Origin of the sequence: Bartonella heixiaziensis, from assembly GCF_046245125.2 — a bacterium.
Lineage (GTDB): Bacteria > Pseudomonadota > Alphaproteobacteria > Rhizobiales > Rhizobiaceae > Bartonella > Bartonella heixiaziensis.
In genome coordinates, this window is sequence record NZ_CP176404.1 from 1,236,151 (window position 1) to 1,254,626 (window position 18,476).

Consider the following 18,476-nt stretch of genomic DNA (forward strand, 5'->3'; position numbering starts at 1 on the left):
ATATCCCAGTTCGTGTAGTCTATACAGCTACAATATATTTTACATTTTTAGTCGCAGCATCAGATAATCTTAGTCTCGCTTGTTATATTGATAAAACAGAAAACTTAATATCAATAATTCTTTTTTGACATTCTTAAATGATGATCATGAAACAAAAAATCCTATCTATGACTTTGATTAAAGTTAGAATGACAGCACATAGAAATTAAGTATCATCACGAAAGGAAAAGTGGAAAAGATCATAACCCCCAAAATTGCCATAACAAATAGTGCAATAAAAACAGGCAAATTGTATTCACCACCGCATATAAAAATTCGATTTCACTCTACAAAATTCTCTCTGCTCTTAAATAACTGTTATGCTCCATCACCCATGATAATCTTGAATATCTTGACTTTTCCTCGTCAATATTGTTGTCTTTAGCAAAGGTTACACTCTCGCACCCATATAAAGTTAATCAGCACAAAAGAAGCTTTTTATCTTCAATTCTATGAAAAAAAGCATGGAAAAGGCATTTTAGTGCTTACTTTCTTTATCACTTAACTTATAAAACGATTTTGTCCTTAAAATTTAAATATTCTGCCTACCGCAATTGCGCACAGATGTTTGCTATAGGAAAAAAACATGCCAAAACGTACAGATATAAAATCTATTCTTATCATTGGAGCAGGGCCGATTATTATTGGTCAGGCATGTGAATTTGACTATTCAGGCACACAGGCCTGTAAAGCATTAAAAGAAGAAGGCTACCGAATTATTCTGGTTAATTCCAATCCTGCCACTATTATGACAGATCCAGATTTAGCTGATGCTACATATATTGAACCCATCACTCCTGACATAGTTGCTCAAATTATTGCCCATGAGCGCCCTGACGCCCTCTTACCAACCATGGGAGGACAAACAGCACTCAATACCGCTTTATCATTAAAGCGTATGGGAATTTTAGATCGCTATCATGTGGAAATGATCGGTGCAAATGCCGATGCTATTGATAAAGCTGAAGATCGTGCTTTGTTTCGCCAAGCAATGGCAAAAATTGGTTTGGAAACACCGCGTTCTATGCTAGCCAATGCAACTGAACTAAAAGAAGAAAATCGCCGACTACACGCAAAAGCACGCGATGAACTTAAAGCGAAACTTTCCGGTGATGCACTGGAAAAAGCACTGGAAAAACTTGAACAAGATTGGCGTCATACAGAAGCAGACCGTAAACAACATTATATTGCACATGCTACTGCAAAGGCAGTACAAGCTCTTGATATTGTTGGACTTCCAGCCATTATCCGTCCTTCATTCACGCTTGGTGGTACAGGTGGTGGAATCGCTTATAATCGTTCTGAATTCTATGAAATTATTGAACGCGGACTTGAAGCATCACCCACCACAGAAGTTTTGATTGAAGAAAGTGTTTTGGGATGGAAAGAATATGAAATGGAAGTTATCCGCGATAAAAATGACAACTGTATCATCGTTTGTTCCATTGAAAATATTGATCCTATGGGGATCCATACAGGCGATTCTATCACCGTAGCCCCTGCCCTCACCTTAACTGACAAAGAATATCAACGTATGCGTAACGCTTCAATTGCTGTGCTGCGTGAAATTGGCGTTGAAACTGGCGGCTCTAATGTACAGTTTGCCGTCAATCCTGAAAATGGCCGCCTCATTGTTATTGAAATGAATCCGCGCGTTTCCCGTTCTTCAGCGCTTGCCTCAAAAGCAACAGGTTTCCCAATTGCTAAGATTGCCGCTAAATTGGCAGTTGGCTATACACTTGATGAGTTAAAAAACGATATTACCGGTGGTGCAACACCAGCATCATTTGAGCCTTCTATTGACTATATTGTCACAAAAATTCCTCGTTTTGCCTTCGAAAAATTTCCCGGCTCATCACCTGTCTTAACAACCGCGATGAAATCTGTAGGAGAGGTTATGGCAATCGGTCGTACTTTCCAAGAATCTCTGCAAAAAGCGCTCCGTGGACTTGAAACAGGTCTTACTGGTCTTGATGAAATTTTGATTCCTGAACATGCTGAAGGTGATGAGAAAAATTCTATACGCTCTGCCATTGCAATCCCAAGCCCTGATCGTTTGCGTTACATAGCTCAAGCAATGCGTACAGGTTTGCCCTTAAAAGAAATTCACCAAATAAGCAAAATTGATCCATGGTTTTTGGAACAAATAGCTGCTATCATTGAGATGGAACAGCGCATCCGCACCCATGGATTACCTCAAGATACAGAGAATCTACGCATGTTGAAAGCTATGGGTTTTTCGGATGCGCGATTAGCCACTCTTACTGGACAAGAGCCCGATGACATTGCCGCTTTGCGCAAATCGCTCAATGTCAAGCATGTTTTCAAACGTATTGACACTTGTGCAGCCGAATTTTCATCACCTACAGCTTATATGTATTCAACCTACGAAGCCCCCTTTGCGGGTATAGAACACTCAGAAGCACAAGTTTCTGAACGCAAAAAAATTGCTATTTTAGGTGGCGGACCAAACCGCATTGGACAAGGTATTGAATTCGATTATTGTTGCTGCCATGCAGCTTTTGCACTGCGCGATGCAGGCTTTGAAGCTATCATGATTAACTGCAATCCTGAAACAGTTTCAACCGACTATGATACATCTGATCGTCTTTATTTTGAATCTTTAACAACAGAAGATGTTCTCGCTATTTTGGAAACAGAACAGCAAAAAGGCGAATTGGTAGGAGTCATTGTCCAATTTGGTGGACAAACACCACTAAAATTAGCAAGCGCATTAGAAAAACATAAAATCCCTATCTTAGGGACCTCACCTGACGCCATTGATTTAGCAGAAGATAGAGACCGTTTTCAAAAACTGTTGTTCAAACTGAACTTAACACAACCTCAAAACGGCATTGCCCATTCAGTTGAGCAAGCACGTCTCATTGCCCATGAATTGGGCTTCCCATTGGTTGTACGCCCTTCTTATGTTTTAGGAGGACGTGCTATGCAAATTATCCGTGATGAGCGTAGCTTGCAAAATTATTTGCTTGAGAGTGTTCCAGAATTAGTACCAGAAGAGATCAAAGCCCGCTATCCAAACGACAAAACAGGACAGATCAATACATTGCTTGGTAAAAATCCACTTTTATTTGATAGTTATCTCACAGAAGCAATTGAAGTTGATGTTGACTGTCTGTGTGATGGAGAAGAGACACTAGTCGTTGGCATTATGGAACATATTGAAGAAGCAGGCATCCACTCTGGTGATTCTGCATGTTCTTTACCAGTACACACACTTTCAGATAAATTAGTCATTGAATTAGAGCATCAAACCAAAGCGTTGGCACAAGCACTTCATGTTCGTGGACTTATGAATGTACAATATGCCATTAAAGATGAGACAATTTATGTCTTAGAGGTTAACCCACGTGCTTCGCGTACGGTCCCATTCGTTGCGAAAACAATTGGGCGTCCCATTGCTAAAATGGCAGCACGTATTATGGCAGGAGAAACTCTCCACAGTGCTCTTCAAGCTTATGGTGGATTACCTTCTCCACAAAAAAAACAACATATCGCTGTTAAGGAAGCCGTCTTTCCTTTTGCCCGTTTTTCAGGTGTTGATACACTTCTTGGTCCGGAAATGCGCTCAACCGGTGAGGTCATGGGACTTGATTATGAATTTGCTCTTGCTTTCGCAAAAGCTCAACTTGGAGCTGGTGTTGAGCTTCCCAAAGAGGGAACCTTGTTTGTTTCTGTAAGAGATGAAGACAAAAAACGCATTTTAAATCCCGTAAAACGTTTAGCTAAACTTGGTTTTTCTGTTTTAGCAACAAGCGGAACACAAAAATTTCTCTCCGAACATAACGTTAAAGCAGAAAAAATCAACAAAGTGTTAGAAGGTCATCCCCATATTGAAGATGCTATTCGTAATCGGCAAATTCAATTGATTTTTAATACAACCAATACCGCCAGTGCCATCTCGGACTCCAAATCATTACGCCATGCAGCACTCATGCAAAAAGTCCCTTATTACACAACAATGGCTGGAGCCGAATCCGTAGTACAAGCCATGGAAGCACTTAAAAAGAAGTGCCTTGAAGTGCGCCCACTGCAAAGCTATTTCACTTAAAAGTTTGTACTATGCTACAAACCATCTCTCCTTTATATTCTTTATCAGTCTTTTCTTTGTGTAAAAATATCAATTAAGACTTGTTTTTTATACAAAAGACCGTTATAAGGCGTTTATCGAACTTTCGGTTAAGTGACTTTCTTTCCTGTGCAGTCAGCACGTTTGACAAAACTTCTCTCACCTAATTTCGATCTAAAACCGTATTGGTGGCTTTTGGCTTCAGTACAAAATAATTATATATATTCTAAGGAGTTTCCTATGTCTACAGGAACAGTTAAGTGGTTTAACACAACAAAAGGTTTCGGATTTATTCAGCCTAGTGATGGCAGTGCAGATGTGTTTGTACATATTTCCGCCGTAGAGCGTTCTGGTTTGAACAATCTTAATGAAGGACAAAAAGTTTCTTACGATGTTCTTCAAGATCGTCGTTCAGGAAAATCTGCTGCTGGCAACCTTGCTGCCCTTTGATTTTCGAGTTCTGCTATATTATTTTTAAATCCTCACCTAAAGTGGGGATTTTTTATAAAAGCAGAATTTACTTTTATAAAAATATTGACTATCCGCTTATACAATTATGGAAATGCGCTTTCCTCTCCTCTTTAAATTTTTTTATAAACACAAAAAACAGCTTCCTTGTAAAAACCTAAAAAAATATCAGAATAAAATCTGTGTCTAAAACAAAATTTCCTAAGATTTTCTCCGCAATTTTTTATTGCATACAATATAATCTCTTATAAAATACCCTCAAATCAACCATCACTTGCTTATATCATTATAAGGAATTGGAATTATGGCTTTTATCGCCGAGAGGCTTTCTTGTATCAAACCTTCTGCAACAATTGCTGTTTCCCAAAAAGCGCGTCATTTGAAAACATTAGGTCGTAATGTCATTGCTTTAAGTGCTGGAGAACCAGATTTTGATACACCAGACAATATAAAAAATGCTGCCATTGAAGCTATTCGACGCGGAGAAACAAAATACACCCCCATATCTGGCATTCCAGAATTACGCCAAGCAATTGCTGCAAAATTTAAAAGAGAAAATAATCTCAATTATGAACCAGAGCAAATTATTGTTGGAACCGGTGGTAAACAGATTCTCTTTAATGCATTGATGGCAACTTTAAATAAAGGGGATGAAGTCATCATTCCATCTCCTTATTGGGTAAGTTATCCGGAAATGGTTACCCTCAACAGTGGCACACCTGTTTTTGTCGAAACAAAAGCTGAATTTTCTTATAAACTTCAACCGGAAGATTTAGAAGCTGCCATCACTCAAAAAACCAAGTGGTTCATTTTTAACTCTCCTTCAAATCCATCAGGTGCTGCTTATACGCATGACGAATTAAAAAAACTAACAGACGTTTTAGTAAAATATCCTCATGTGTATATTCTCACCGATGATATCTATGAACATCTCACATATGGAGGTTTTACCTTTGTCACTCCAGCTCAGGTAGAACCAACACTTTACAACCGTACACTCACAATGAATGGTGTTTCTAAGGCCTATGCTATGACAGGATGGCGAATCGGCTATGCAGGGGGGCCACAAGAATTAATTAAAGCCATGGATACTATTCAAGGCCAACAAACGTCTGGCACAAGCTCTATTTCACAATGGGCCGCTGTCGAAGCACTCAATGGTCCACAAGATTTTATTACTCAAAATAAAAGTGTTTTCCAGGCACGCCGTGATCTTGTTGTTTCCATGCTGAACCAAGCACCTGGTATTCATTGCCCAACGCCAGAAGGTGCCTTCTATGTTTATCCTTCCTGTGCAGAGCTCATTGGGAAGAAAACCCCTGAAGGTAAAGTGATCACTCATGATGAAGACTTTGTAATAGCGCTTCTGGAGGCAGAATCTGTCGCTGTTGTCCATGGGTCTGCTTTTGGACTTGGCCCAGCTTTTCGTATTTCTTATGCGACATCAGAAAAGTTGCTTGAAGAAGCTTGCTTACGTATCCAGCGCTTTTGCAATAGTTTGCTTTAAAAAGCAGAACATCGTCTATTGCTAAAGTTTTATTGCCGAAGAACATCTGAGAGATTTTCAGTTACTGGGTTATAGTGTAAATAAATGCATTTTGTAAAAACGGCATAACAACATGCCATGAACAGAATCAAAAAATCAAGTACCCTCTTCAAACGAGTGAGACACAACGCATTTTAGAAAAGATATGGGCATAGAGCACATCTCTGTCGTCTTTATTGAAATGTGTACCCTTCGCTGTTTTAACTCTATGCTTAAAAAATGACTCTTTTCGAATTTTACCACCGCATTAAATTATGATCACAAAAATCCTATGTTACATACTCATAAGCCTTTTTACTTCTTGATTAAATTTATAATTTTAAAGAAAATATGACGCTTATAAATATTATGTTCTTCCAGTTAAGCCTTTTTATTTCGTAATGGCTCTTATAACCTATAATCACAATATTTCTAAAATTTTCTCATCGCGTTTTGGTGATGTGTAAAAAATTTTGGAACATCCATAAAACTTTTGAACTTTTTCCTTAAGATTTTCCAATGCGTCTCAATTTTCAAACATTTCTTCAGATAACTAAAAAAAAGCCGGACAATTTGCCCGGCAAATTTGGAAAATCTCCAGAGATAAAATCAATCTGAAAGACCTTCGTAAGGGAACACTCAAGAAAATGCAATGGGAGACAACATAATCAAGAGATAACATTCTATGTCATTTTATGAGGAGAAGCACAATAAAGACTTAAGCGTATCTGCTATGCATGAAACACATAGCTTAAAACACCTCATCCATTAAAAAGCCCACTGACGCGCTTTCAAAAAGATATAATCTCGAAAAGCGTTCAACTTTGCCAAATTCTTTAAAGCATAAGGATAACAAAAAAAAGTATCAAAGGAAGGAATATCAACCATATCAGGAAAAAGACGCACAAGGCGCTCATCATTATTTACAATATAATCCGGAAGCACAGCAATCCCAAGATCACGCATAAGTGCATTCTTAATTGAAATAATATTATTGATTCGTAGGACTGAAACGCGCAAAGATCCATCACTTCTACCAGCCTTTTCCAACCAATTTAAACCAGACAAATAAGATGGAACAGGTTCACCAAATGAAATAATACGGTGCGCATCCAGCTCAGACATTTTTTCTGGTTTGCCGTAATTTGCAATATAATTTTCCGAAGCATAAACATGCATATGAATTGTAAAAAGTTTTCTTTGTATAAGATCAGGCTGTTGAGGTTGATGTAAACGAACAGCACAATCTGCATGACGCATTGTCAGATCAAGTTCTTCATCATCAAGCAAGAGTTGAACCCGCATATCGGGATAAAGACTTAAGAACTCTGGCATACGCTCTGCAAGCCATCCTGCCCCCATTCCATAGGTCGATGTGACACGCAAATTCCCTGCTGGTTTTTCACGACTTTCACTGAGCTGCGAGCGCGCGCTTTCAAGCTTCATCAACACATCATGAGCTGTGCGATAGAGAAGTTCACCCTGCTCTGTTAAGATCAATCCGCGCGCATGACGCTGAAAAAGAGATACACCAACATCCTGCTCTAAAGCTGAAACCTGTCGTGAAATTGCTGATTGAGATAAATGAAGCCTCTGTGCTGCATGCGTAAAAGACCCCGCTTCTGCCGCAGCATGAAAAACCCTTAACTTATCCCAATCCAATGGTGCTGTCACAATTTTGCCTCTAACTTATTTCCCATTTTGATGGTTTACGCTTGAAGATCTAGGAACCGTTCTGCCTCCAGTGCTGCCATGCATCCCCTTCCAGCGGCTGTTACAGCTTGTCGGAATGTGTCATCCGCTACATCTCCTGCAGCAAAGACACCGGCAATGCTCGTTGCTGTTGAATCCGGCGCTGTCCATAAATACCCCCCTAGTTTTTGTTTTAATTGTCCTTCAAACAAAGAAACAGCAGGATCATGCCCAATGGCAATAAATATCCCATCCGCATCTATTTTAATCTTTTGACCGGTTTTAACATTTTTAAGATGTGCACCTGTTACAACAGCGCTCATTGAATCTTGAGCTGGCAAACCAACAATTTCTTCCACCACATGATCCCAAATGATACGTACGTTCTTGCAAGCAAGCAACCTATCTTGCAAAATTTTTTCTGCCCGAAAATGATCTCGGCGATGAACCACGCTTACACTTTTAGCCAAATGCGATAAATAAAGAGCTTCTTCTACAGCTGTATTCCCACCTCCGACAACAATAACATCTTTACCACGATAAAAGAAACCATCACATGTAGCGCAAGCAGAAACTCCCCCACCCATAAACGCTTGTTCACTCTCCAAACCAAGCCATCGAGCCTGCGCTCCCGTTGCAATAATGAGTGCATCACAACAATATTGCGTTCCTGAATCTCCAAATAAGACAAAAGGGCGTTCTGATAAATTAGCTTTTGTAATAATATCATAGACAATTTTTGTACCCATATTTTCAGCTTGTTTCGCCATTTGTTCCATCAACCATGGTCCTTGAATTGGATCAGCAAAACCTGGATAATTTTCAATATCAGTTGTAATCGTCAACTGCCCACCCTGCTGCAAGCCAGTAACCAAAACGGGTTTAAGCATCGCTCTCGCCGCATAGATCGCTGCCGTATAACCAGCTGGACCAGAGCCGATAACAAGCAGACGAATATGGGATTGTACCATATAATCCCTTTCTTTTTTTCTTACTGAATTCTTCTATAAATGATAACGTAATGTGCTCTTAAAAAAAAGATTTTTCAACTGCCTAAATTATGATGTATATGTATTTTTTTTGAGTTTGGTGAAAAGATTTTATTGCCGATTCATCAAAACGTTCTTTAATATAGGAGCCAACCTTTATCCTATAAAGAGAAAAACGTAAATGCTCATGAACATAAAACCGTAACAAAAGATACAGAGATAGGGAACAACCATTTTTCAATTTATTATCAATGTCTGTGCACGTTTTGCATTAATCATGGGAGGAGCAATGCTTCTGCCAATTTTTGTGGATTTGCACGACAATAACCGTGATTGGGGAAACTTTCTTTACTCTTGCGCCATAACCACTATGTTAGCTACCCTGATTCTTTTGGCCACCAAGGGTGCTACTTGTCGTTTTTCGGCGCGGCTTGGCTTTACGCTTACTGTGTGCCTTTGGCTTACAGGAAGCATTGTTGGCGCTTTGCCTCTTTACCTTTCCCATCTTCCAGTTTCTTTAGCAGGAGCAATTTTTGAATCCGTTTCTGGAATTACAACCACCGGCTCCACAGTGATCATTGGCCTTGATAATTTATCACGAAGTATTTTGTTATGGCGTTCTATCATATGCTGGATTGGAGGCATTGGTTTTATCGGTTTAGCCCTCTTGCTTTTGCCTTCACTGCGTGTTGGGGGAGTACAGCTTTTTCATATGGAATCATCAGATAAATCTGAAAAAATACTGCCTCGCATCAACCAAATTGCCAATGGAATTATCATAGCTTATGTTGGACTTACACTTGCTTGTATGCTTTCCTATTTTGCTTCTGGCATGAGTTTATTTGATGCCATCAACCATGCAATGAGTACAGTAGCGACAGCTGGTTTTTCAACTCATGACACGTCCTTTGGCTATTTTTCTGATAAGCCAGCCATCTTAATTGTTGCAACAATCTTCATGTTGCTTTCTGCTTTACCCTTTATACTCTATGTCAAATTAGTGCTTCCTGGCCGCTCCAAACGCTTTCTTGATTCGCAAGTGATCGTTTTTCTCACTATTGTTTTCCTCTTTAGCTTTGTTTTAGCAGCATGGTTGCGTTTTCATGATCACCGCACCTTCCACTGGATTTTTCTTGATGTAATTTTTCACCTTTCGTCTATCATTAGCACCACTGGCTATAGTGCTGAAGATTATCAACTTTGGGGTCCTTTTGCGCTTGGAATTTTTTTCATTATTTCTTTTATGGGCGGATGTGCTGGTTCTACCTCTGGCGGTATGAAAATTAATCGCCTCATTATCCTCTGGCGCATTACACAAACAAATATAGCACAACTTCTTTCTCCTAATGTAGTGGTAAAGGCTCGCTACGATCATTCAAATATCTCTACCGATGTTGCTAAAGCAATTTTATTTTTTGTATGTCTTTATATGTTTTGCCTGATTATCGGTACTGCACTTTTACTTACAACCGGCCTTGACTTCACAACTGCTTTCACAGGTGTCTTAACTGCCCTTTCAAATATTGGACCAGGTTTTGGAGACATTATTGGCCCTGCTGGCAATTTCTCTAGCATAAATGACAATGCCTTATGGTTTTTAAGTTTTCTGATGCTCGCTGGACGCCTTGAAATTATAACCATATTCGTACTTTTTATCCCCGCTTTTTGGCGTGAACAATTCTAATGCACGGCATTTAAAGTTTGTAATGATAAGAAATTTACAAGACAAACACTGTACATTAAAAATTTAATCTTCATTCAACGAATGGAGAAACTTTTAAAGAGCTTTAAACAAGCGATTATATCAGCGATATAAAGTTATCCCCTAAATAGGACCCTATATCGCTCTTTTTAATGCAGAAACTGTTTAAAAATGAATGCAATGCATCAAGACTATCAAGTATAATTCAAGAGAAGTTCATACCAGACAAGTTTTTATAACACTCTGCTTTATGGATCCACTTCATTAAAAAGGAAAAGAATTAAGACAAGATCTCAATATATTTTATCAATACCCACTGACTTAAAAAACAGCGGTGTTTTTTAGTGAATAAGTTTTTTATTACTGAATAATATACGCCATTTTTAGCACTGGAATAATATAAAATTTCAGTCAGTTTATTAAAGTATTTGAAAGTTTAATATTGTATTATCTTAAAAAACGACAAATATTGTAAAATAGAATTTATATTATTAAGCTATGCGCTAAAATACTTACGAATACCTTTAAGAAGGTCAAATTCTATTCATTTCCCAAAAAAATCCTGAAATATTTAAAATGTTTTTTCCGCAAATATTTCCTTATAAACTCTTCCTATTGCTTCTGCCTCCTTTTCCAGAGGAAAATGTCTACGAACATGGTTTAACGCTTTTTTTCCTGCTTCCATTGTTTTTTCTAAATCAGTAAAATAAGATTCAATTGCTGATGTTAAAGCTGCTCCATCTCCTGCTTGAACAACCTTTCCTGTTCCCTCGACCACCAATTCTTTAAAAATCCCTACATCACTCGCCACTACAGCCGTCTGTGATGCCATCGCCTCCAATGGTGTCAAACCAAAACCTTCCAAACGAGAAGGAGTCACATAAAGTGACAGACGACGATACCACACAGGTATATCAAGCCTCTCACCAAGAAAAATAATGCGGTCGTTTAAACCAGCTTCAGTAATCTTCTGTCGTAATTTCTTTTCAAAACCATAATGCTGTTCTGTAGTCCGACCAGCAATAATTGCAGTCCAATCTGGATAGCATGGCAGCAGTGCTATCATTGCATCCACAAACAAATCGGTGCCCTTTAAATAGCGCACGCGCCCAAAACATCCTACTGCATATTTCCCTGGCAACCCAGTTGCTGAAAAGTAATCATCAGGAATTTTGGGGGGTGAAAAACGCCTAATATCCACTCCATGCATAATAACCTGATGAGGCACCTCTAGATAAGTTCCCGTACATACACTAGTGGCGATAACCTTATCCATACGACGAAGCAACCATTTGGTAAAAGGCTTGTGCTTGCGTCGAGATGCTGAAGTAAAGATGAGTTTTAACTTCATTCGCAAAACATCGCGTAAAAAAACCCCGCAAAGCATCTCGATATTGCGCCGTGCATGCCAAATACGAAATGGCTTACCTCTCGGACTCTTCCAAAGTCCGAAAAGGTCCTTAAAGGTCAAGGTTGGGAAATTTCGCGGCAATCCAAACCCCAAAGTGGATATATGTATACCCTGTTCTCTCTGCAGCGGAATAAGCTGAATAATCGTAGATGTTACTCCTGATAAGCGCTTTTTAAAGTGAGGAGTAATAATCTCTGTTTCTTCCAAAGACACACGCATAACAATTCAAATGTACTGAACCTTAATAATTTCGTAATTACGCGCCCCACCTGGTGCATTCACCTCAATGACATCACCCTCTTGCTTACCAATGAGTGCACGGGCAATAGGTGAAGAAATTGAAATTTTACCAGTTTTTACGTCAGCTTCTTGATCACCAACGATCTGATAAACTTTTTTTTCTTCAGTATCTTCGTCCAAAAGCTTGATCGTCGCGCCAAATTTAATTTTGTCGCCTGAAAGACGTGAGACATTAATAACCTCCGCCCGCGCAATATAGTCTTCAAGCTCATTGATACGCCCCTCATTATGGCTTTGTGCCTCTTTAGCAGCGTGATATTCGGCATTTTCCGAAAGATCACCATGCGCACGTGCCTCAGAAATTGCTTCAATAATCCGTGGACGCTCCTCTTGTTGGCGCCAACGCAACTCTTCTTTAAGACTTTCAAAACCAGCTGTAGTCATCGGAACTTTTTCCATAACCCGTTCCTTTCTGTTACACGGAAGGTTTAATAAAAACATAAAAAACGGCTTCCAAAATCACTTTTGGAATCCGAAAAACACAATTTCGTATATTATATAGTACAGCATCCCTATTTTCCATATAAAAATAAAATGGAAAACAAAGCATGCACCAATTCTGTCCAGAAAACCCCAATGTTTGAAGACTTAAAATGTTCAACTAAGCTTCTAACATCAGAAGTTTTGAGAAGAAACAATTGTATTTTTTTCTGTTTTATCATAACCTAGTAGAAAAGATCTTTTATGAAGAGAGAAAGAAGGGAAATCTCTAAAGGAAACCTCTGCAGGAAAATGAAAAATTTAGTCGTTTTTTTTGGGTTTGGCTCTCTCTTTTTAGCCACAACAGTCTCTAAAGCTGCAGATGCTTTTGTCATAAGCAATCTTAATTTTAGAGCAGGACCGAGCACGCAGTATACGCTTCGTGGTTTAATTCCAGTAGGAACATTGGTCTTTGTCCAAATCTGTAGAGAAAACTGGTGCCAAATCAGATATAATACCCAAACAGGTTGGGTATCATCTCGTTACCTTTCATTTAAAAATGGCAATGCTCTTTATCATACATACGCAATGCTTCCCATAACAAATCATGATACGTATAATCTCACTCTCCATAACGGCTGTAGTGAATATCATAATAAATCTGTTGAACAGCATCATAGTATAAATGAAAGAAATGACACAAACAACCACAGCTGTCGTTATAATAAAAATACTGAAAAAAACTCCCCAAAGGATTAATCAAATATCCTATGAAATATCCAGTAAGTGAGAACAAAACTGTTAAGAGATGCTTTGCTTGTCCATTAACTCGATCAAATTGGTGAACGTAATATTTCCTTTCAAAACACATTTTTATATCAAAGGAAGCAATAATGAAAAATGGTGTTACAGCAACAGTTGAGGCTCTTTCTGCTCTGATTGCCTCAGGCAATCCTCTTTTTAAGAATGGCGCGTTATGGACACCTCACCGCCCTGTTTGTCCTGAAAAGTCTGAAGGTGGCATTCCATTTCAACTCGAAACACCCTTTGAACCTGCAGGAGATCAACCCCAAGCAATTAAAACTCTGGTTGAGGGAATTCAAAAAGATGAACGTACACAAGTGCTTTTGGGTGTTACCGGCTCAGGAAAAACCTATACAATGGCCAAAATCATTGAAGAAACACAGCGTCCAGCTTTAATCTTAGCACCAAATAAAACTCTAGCAGCGCAGCTTTACGGAGAGTTTAAAAGTTTTTTTCCCCACAATGCCGTTGAATATTTTGTTTCCTATTATGACTATTATCAGCCAGAAGCCTACGTTGCACGCTCTGATACCTATATTGAAAAAGAATCCTCAATTAATGAACAAATCGACCGTATGCGCCATGCTGCAACACGCGCTGTCCTTGAACGTGATGACGTCATTATTGTCGCGTCTGTATCGTGTATTTACGGGATTGGTTCAGTAGAAACTTATACTGCTATGACCTTCAAAATAGAAAAAGGTGATAAACTCAATCAACGGCAATTACTAGCTGATTTAGTTTCTCAACACTATCATCGACAAGATATTAATTTCATTCGTGGTTCTTTTCGTGTTCGAGGGGATACAATTGAAATTTTCCCTGCCCACCTCGAAGATCGTGCTTGGCGTATTTCGCTCTTTGGCGATGAAGTGGAAACAATTACGGAATTTGATCCTCTAACGGGACAAAAAACAGGCGATCTTCAATCGATTAAAATTTATGCCAACTCACACTACGTAACACCACGCCCAACACTCAATCAAGCGATGAAATCGATCAAAATGGAACTCGCTCAACGCCTTGATGAGTTGAACGCAGCTGGACGTCTTTTAGAAGCACAACGTTTAGAACAACGTACAATTTTTGATTTGGAAATGTTGGAAACCACCGGCTCATGCTCTGGAATCGAAAATTATTCACGCTATTTAACAGGACGAAAACCCGGAGAACCACCACCAACCTTGTTTGAATACATTCCAAACAATGCTCTTGTTTTTATCGATGAAAGTCACGTAACCATTCCCCAAATTGGAGGCATGTACCGAGGTGACTTTCGAAGAAAAGCAACCCTAGCAGAATATGGGTTTCGCCTACCTTCCTGTATGGACAATCGCCCTTTACGCTTTGAAGAATGGGATGCCATGCGCCCACAAACTATTGCCGTCTCTGCAACACCAGGACGCTGGGAAATAGAACAATCTCATGGCACTTTTGCAGAACAAATTATTCGTCCAACAGGGCTCATTGATCCACCAACAGAGGTTCGTCCAGCCAGCAATCAAGTCGATGATGTTGTGAATGAAATTCGTAAAACAATTCAAAAAGGCTACCGTACATTGGTGACAGTTCTCACAAAGCGTATGGCCGAGGACTTAACTGAATATCTCCACGAACAAGATATTCGCGTACGCTATATGCATTCTGACATTGATACATTAGAACGCATTGAAATTCTACGCGATCTGCGGCTTGGCACCTTTGATGTCCTCATCGGTATCAACTTGCTCCGAGAAGGTTTAGATATTCCAGAATGTGGTTTTGTTGCCATTCTAGATGCTGATAAGGAGGGCTTTTTGCGCTCTGAAACTTCCCTCATACAAACAATCGGACGTGCTGCACGTAACGTAGATGGCCACGTTATCCTCTATGCAGATACAATCACAGGCTCCATAGAACGAGCCTTACAGGAGACACAAAGACGTCGACAAAAACAAATAGCCTATAATGAAGAACACCATATCACACCCAAAAGTATCAAAAAAAATATCGGAGATATTCTCAATTCAGGCTATGAAAACAACCATATTCGCACAATTACCCCTGATGTCATCGAGAAAAAAAATATGGTTGGCAACAATTTAGCATCTCATATAAAATACCTTGAAAAATTAATGCATGAAGCAGCTGCTGATCTCAACTTTGAAGAAGCAGCACGACTTCGCGATGAAATCAAACAATTACAAAAGATAGAACTAGAAATCGCTGAGACCCCCTTAACACATCATAGCGAACAATCCACCCATGAGTCCGTGTTACAACCAAGTCTTTTCTCCAAACCAGACCTTGCACACATGGGACCAACCATGGACACTGGTATTTTGGAAAATCGAAAAGGAAAATCTGGTAAAGACACCCCTAATCAAGCAACAATAAAACGAAAAAAAACGCAATCAACAAAGGAGCAAGAAATTTCAAACCGCCTAAAATAATCTTCAGCTCTTCTAAAAAAACGACTAAAGCTCAAAAGCAAACAGCATTATCCGCAAAATAGATAACCTCAAACATCAAGGGTGCTCCAATTTATCTAAAACACCATGAGAGAGAATATTTTACAAAAAATGCCTAAACTTTATTGACTTTTTAAGTAATTTTTCTTGTTAAACCGCGTTATAAAAAATACCTAAAAATATAAAAAACTTCCAAACTCTAAAAAAGCAGACAAATTTAAAGAAAATGTCTTATATATATCAAAAACATCATAAAATATATTATATTTATACAGTTATAATCTGATATAGAACTCAAATATTATTTATCATCACAAGAGAATATTCAAATAGGACACTGTTCTATAAAACAAATAAAGTAAAACAAGACTTTATCATAGCACCATAAACTTACGATAAAAAATGATAACTTTTATTCATACTCCTATTATTCAATTTATATTGTATCAAGTGATACAAAAAGTATCCCTAAATAAAGAGTTTATATTCCATAGTAAAAAATCTGGTACTCTCAATACAAACTTATTAATTAACCTCAAGCAGAGTACATTAATTGAAATCAAAATTCTGTCATGATTTTATTTTACTGCACTCGCGATAGCTTTAACTAAATGAATTTTCATTTGTTATTGTCACAATAAAGCCCAAAATTATTCAGGCTCTATTCAGTTTGAAACGTGTAGGATGTAAAAAATACGAATTTACACAAGGAGCATCATTATGAAAAAGGTGATCAGGTTAGCGGTATTATCAGCAATGTCAACTGCAACCGTTTTCATGCCGCTAAATGCAACGCTTGCGGATATGGCATGGTATCAAATGAGTGAAATGAAGAGGGAGTCTGGTTTACCGTCTCGCAATTTTAGCTCCCATTCTTTTCATAGTAAACATCACTCTTTTGATGATCCCCACAAGCGTCATTATTTCAGCCAGACATGGAGAGAACAACAACATCATCATGTTGAAAGCAAAACATATCATTATGTAGAACGTAAAAAGACAAAACACAGTAATATTCAAGGAGATGCTTTAGCATTGGGCATTCTTGCTCTTGCAGCAGGTGCAGTTCTTAGTAAAGTTTTTAAAAAACCAGAACAGCCACAAATTGTCTATCAAGATGCACCACAAAATCAGGTGATTTATCAAGTGCAACAAACGGTGGAATATGAGCCACTCCAGCAATCATCAGAATCTGATTGGCTTAACTATTGCAAGAAAAAATACCGTTCCTTCAACCCTAAAACAGGGACTTTTCGAGGCAGTGATGGCTTAAATCATGTCTGCTATGCTCCAGTAAATTGAATTAACATCGAGAAAAGCCCGCTCTAAAGCGGGTTTTTTGATGCCCTCCCCCCTCTTAAATCTCTTGAAGAAAAGGATTCCATTGGCATTCATAGCCTAGCTACTTTTGGGACCATACCCACAGATAAAATAAACGTCGTCGCCTAAGGGCAAAACTTTTTCTCGAAGGGATTGCATCAATTTTTCATGGAAACAGAATGGGATGCCATGCGCCCACAAACTATTGCCGTCTCTGCAACACCAGGACGCTGGGAAATAGAACAATCTCATGGCACTTTTGCAGAACAAATTATTCGTCCAACAGGGCTCATTGATCCACCAACAGAGGTTCGTCCAGCCAGCAATCAAGTCGATGATGTTGTGAATGAAATTCGTAAAACAATTCAAAAAGGCTACCGTACATTGGTGACAGTTCTCACAAAGCGTATGGCCGAGGACTTAACTGAATATCTCCACGAACAAGATATTCGCGTACGCTATATGCATTCTGACATTGATACATTAGAACGCATTGAAATTCTACGCGATCTGCGGCTTGGCACCTTTGATGTCCTCATCGGTATCAACTTGCTCCGAGAAGGTTTAGATATTCCAGAATGTGGTTTTGTTGCCATTCTAGATGCTGATAAGGAGGGCTTTTTGCGCTCTGAAACTTCCCTCATACAAACAATCGGACGTGCTGCACGTAACGTAGATGGCCACGTTATCCTCTATGCAGATACAATCACAGGCTCCATAGAACGAGCCTTACAGGAGACACAAAGACGTCGACAAAAACAAATAGCCTATAATGAAGAACACCATATCACACCCAAAAGTATCAAAAAAAATATCGGAGATATTCTCAATTCAGGCTATGAAAACAACCATATTCGCACAATTACCCCTGATGTCATCGAGAAAAAAAATATGGTTGGCAACAATTTAGCATCTCATATAAAATACCTTGAAAAATTAATGCATGAAGCAGCTGCTGATCTCAACTTTGAAGAAGCAGCACGACTTCGCGATGAAATCAAACAATTACAAAAGATAGAACTAGAAATCGCTGAGACCCCCTTAACACATCATAGCGAACAATCCACCCATGAGTCCGTGTTACAACCAAGTCTTTTCTCCAAACCAGACCTTGCACACATGGGACCAACCATGGACACTGGTATTTTGGAAAATCGAAAAGGAAAATCTGGTAAAGACACCCCTAATCAAGCAACAATAAAACGAAAAAAAACGCAATCAACAAAGGAGCAAGAAATTTCAAACCGCCTAAAATAATCTTCAGCT

General features: G+C 38.8%; 10 protein-coding genes and 3 pseudogenes. 8 read left to right on the forward strand and 5 right to left on the reverse strand.

Annotation, left to right across the window (positions count from 1 at the left end):
* Positions 1–625 precede the first annotated feature (625 nt).
* The 3 genes from carB (at position 626) to ACKC4Y_RS05505 (ending at position 6,104) form a co-directional block, all read left to right on the forward strand.
* Complete coding sequence (gene carB / locus ACKC4Y_RS05495; RefSeq protein WP_409360811.1) at positions 626–4,111, forward strand: carbamoyl-phosphate synthase large subunit; 3,486 nt, start codon at positions 626–628, stop codon at positions 4,109–4,111.
* A gap of 258 nt (positions 4,112–4,369) precedes the next feature.
* Positions 4,370–4,579, forward strand: coding sequence for a cold-shock protein (locus ACKC4Y_RS05500; protein ID WP_409360812.1), 210 nt, complete (start codon positions 4,370–4,372; stop codon positions 4,577–4,579).
* A 322-nt stretch (positions 4,580–4,901) separates the two neighbouring features.
* Entirely contained in the window at positions 4,902–6,104 is a 1,203-nt protein-coding gene (locus ACKC4Y_RS05505; protein ID WP_409360813.1) for a pyridoxal phosphate-dependent aminotransferase, read from the forward strand.
* A 786-nt stretch (positions 6,105–6,890) separates the two neighbouring features.
* Here the strand turns inward: ACKC4Y_RS05505 and ACKC4Y_RS05510 are convergent.
* Both ACKC4Y_RS05510 and trxB read right to left on the reverse strand, forming a co-directional pair.
* Positions 6,891–7,796 carry a LysR family transcriptional regulator gene (locus tag ACKC4Y_RS05510; protein WP_409360814.1) on the reverse strand — a complete coding sequence of 302 codons (906 nt, stop codon included), beginning with the start codon at positions 7,794–7,796 and terminating at the stop codon, positions 6,891–6,893.
* A 35-nt stretch (positions 7,797–7,831) separates the two neighbouring features.
* Positions 7,832–8,785: a thioredoxin-disulfide reductase gene (gene trxB / locus ACKC4Y_RS05515; RefSeq protein WP_409360815.1), complete on the reverse strand. Its 954-nt coding sequence runs from the start codon at positions 8,783–8,785 to the stop codon at positions 7,832–7,834.
* Positions 8,786–9,092: 307 nt separating this feature from the next.
* Here trxB and ACKC4Y_RS05520 point away from each other — a divergent pair, with 307 nt between their 5' ends.
* Positions 9,093–10,487: a TrkH family potassium uptake protein gene (locus tag ACKC4Y_RS05520; protein WP_409360816.1), complete on the forward strand. Its 1,395-nt coding sequence runs from the start codon at positions 9,093–9,095 to the stop codon at positions 10,485–10,487.
* A 589-nt stretch (positions 10,488–11,076) separates the two neighbouring features.
* On the opposite strand, the gene ACKC4Y_RS05525 is transcribed toward ACKC4Y_RS05520, so the two are convergent.
* Both ACKC4Y_RS05525 and greA read right to left on the reverse strand, forming a co-directional pair.
* Positions 11,077–12,135, reverse strand: a complete 1,059-nt coding sequence (locus tag ACKC4Y_RS05525; RefSeq protein WP_409360817.1) for a glycosyltransferase family 4 protein — start codon at positions 12,133–12,135, stop codon at positions 11,077–11,079.
* Between the two features lie 6 nt (positions 12,136–12,141).
* A complete protein-coding gene (gene greA, locus ACKC4Y_RS05530) occupies positions 12,142–12,615 on the reverse strand; it encodes a transcription elongation factor GreA (protein ID WP_409360818.1) in 474 nt (157 codons plus the stop codon).
* Positions 12,616–12,900: 285 nt separating this feature from the next.
* Here greA and ACKC4Y_RS05535 point away from each other — a divergent pair.
* From ACKC4Y_RS05535 to ACKC4Y_RS05545, 3 genes and pseudogenes are all read left to right on the forward strand, one after another.
* Positions 12,901–13,245 (forward strand): annotated as a pseudogene (locus ACKC4Y_RS05535) (SH3 domain-containing protein); the annotation flags it as partial.
* 284 nt (positions 13,246–13,529) lie between these two features.
* On the forward strand, positions 13,530–15,872 hold the full coding sequence (gene uvrB / locus ACKC4Y_RS05540; RefSeq protein ID WP_409360819.1) for an excinuclease ABC subunit UvrB: 2,343 nt from the start codon (positions 13,530–13,532) through the stop codon (positions 15,870–15,872).
* 738 nt (positions 15,873–16,610) lie between these two features.
* Positions 16,611–17,192 carry a BA14K family protein gene (locus ACKC4Y_RS05545; protein ID WP_409360820.1) on the forward strand — a complete coding sequence of 194 codons (582 nt, stop codon included), beginning with the start codon at positions 16,611–16,613 and terminating at the stop codon, positions 17,190–17,192.
* A gap of 55 nt (positions 17,193–17,247) precedes the next feature.
* On the opposite strand, the pseudogene ACKC4Y_RS05550 reads toward ACKC4Y_RS05545, so the two are convergent.
* Positions 17,248–17,393 (reverse strand): annotated as a pseudogene (locus tag ACKC4Y_RS05550) (MBL fold metallo-hydrolase); the annotation flags it as partial.
* Here ACKC4Y_RS05550 and ACKC4Y_RS05555 point away from each other — a divergent pair.
* Positions 17,388–18,467, forward strand: a pseudogene (locus tag ACKC4Y_RS05555) (helicase-related protein); the annotation flags it as partial. The pseudogenes ACKC4Y_RS05550 and ACKC4Y_RS05555 sit on opposite strands and share 6 nt — an antisense overlap.
* Between the last annotated feature and the right edge of the window lie 9 nt (positions 18,468–18,476).

Excerpts from the sequence above, each read along its gene's own strand:
- carB (WP_409360811.1), top strand. The coding sequence starts at position 626 with ATGCCAAAACGTACAGATATAAAATCTATTCTTATCATTGGAGCAGGG.
- ACKC4Y_RS05500 (WP_409360812.1), top strand. The coding sequence starts at position 4,370 with ATGTCTACAGGAACAGTTAAGTGGTTTAACACAACAAAAGGTTTCGGA.
- ACKC4Y_RS05505 (WP_409360813.1), top strand. The coding sequence starts at position 4,902 with ATGGCTTTTATCGCCGAGAGGCTTTCTTGTATCAAACCTTCTGCAACA.
- trxB (WP_409360815.1), bottom strand. The coding sequence starts at position 8,785 with ATGGTACAATCCCATATTCGTCTGCTTGTTATCGGCTCTGGTCCAGCT.
- ACKC4Y_RS05520 (WP_409360816.1), top strand. The coding sequence starts at position 9,093 with ATGCTTCTGCCAATTTTTGTGGATTTGCACGACAATAACCGTGATTGG.
- ACKC4Y_RS05525 (WP_409360817.1), bottom strand. The coding sequence starts at position 12,135 with ATGCGTGTGTCTTTGGAAGAAACAGAGATTATTACTCCTCACTTTAAA.
- greA (WP_409360818.1), bottom strand. The coding sequence starts at position 12,615 with ATGGAAAAAGTTCCGATGACTACAGCTGGTTTTGAAAGTCTTAAAGAA.
- uvrB (WP_409360819.1), top strand. The coding sequence starts at position 13,530 with ATGAAAAATGGTGTTACAGCAACAGTTGAGGCTCTTTCTGCTCTGATT.
- ACKC4Y_RS05545 (WP_409360820.1), top strand. The coding sequence starts at position 16,611 with ATGAAAAAGGTGATCAGGTTAGCGGTATTATCAGCAATGTCAACTGCA.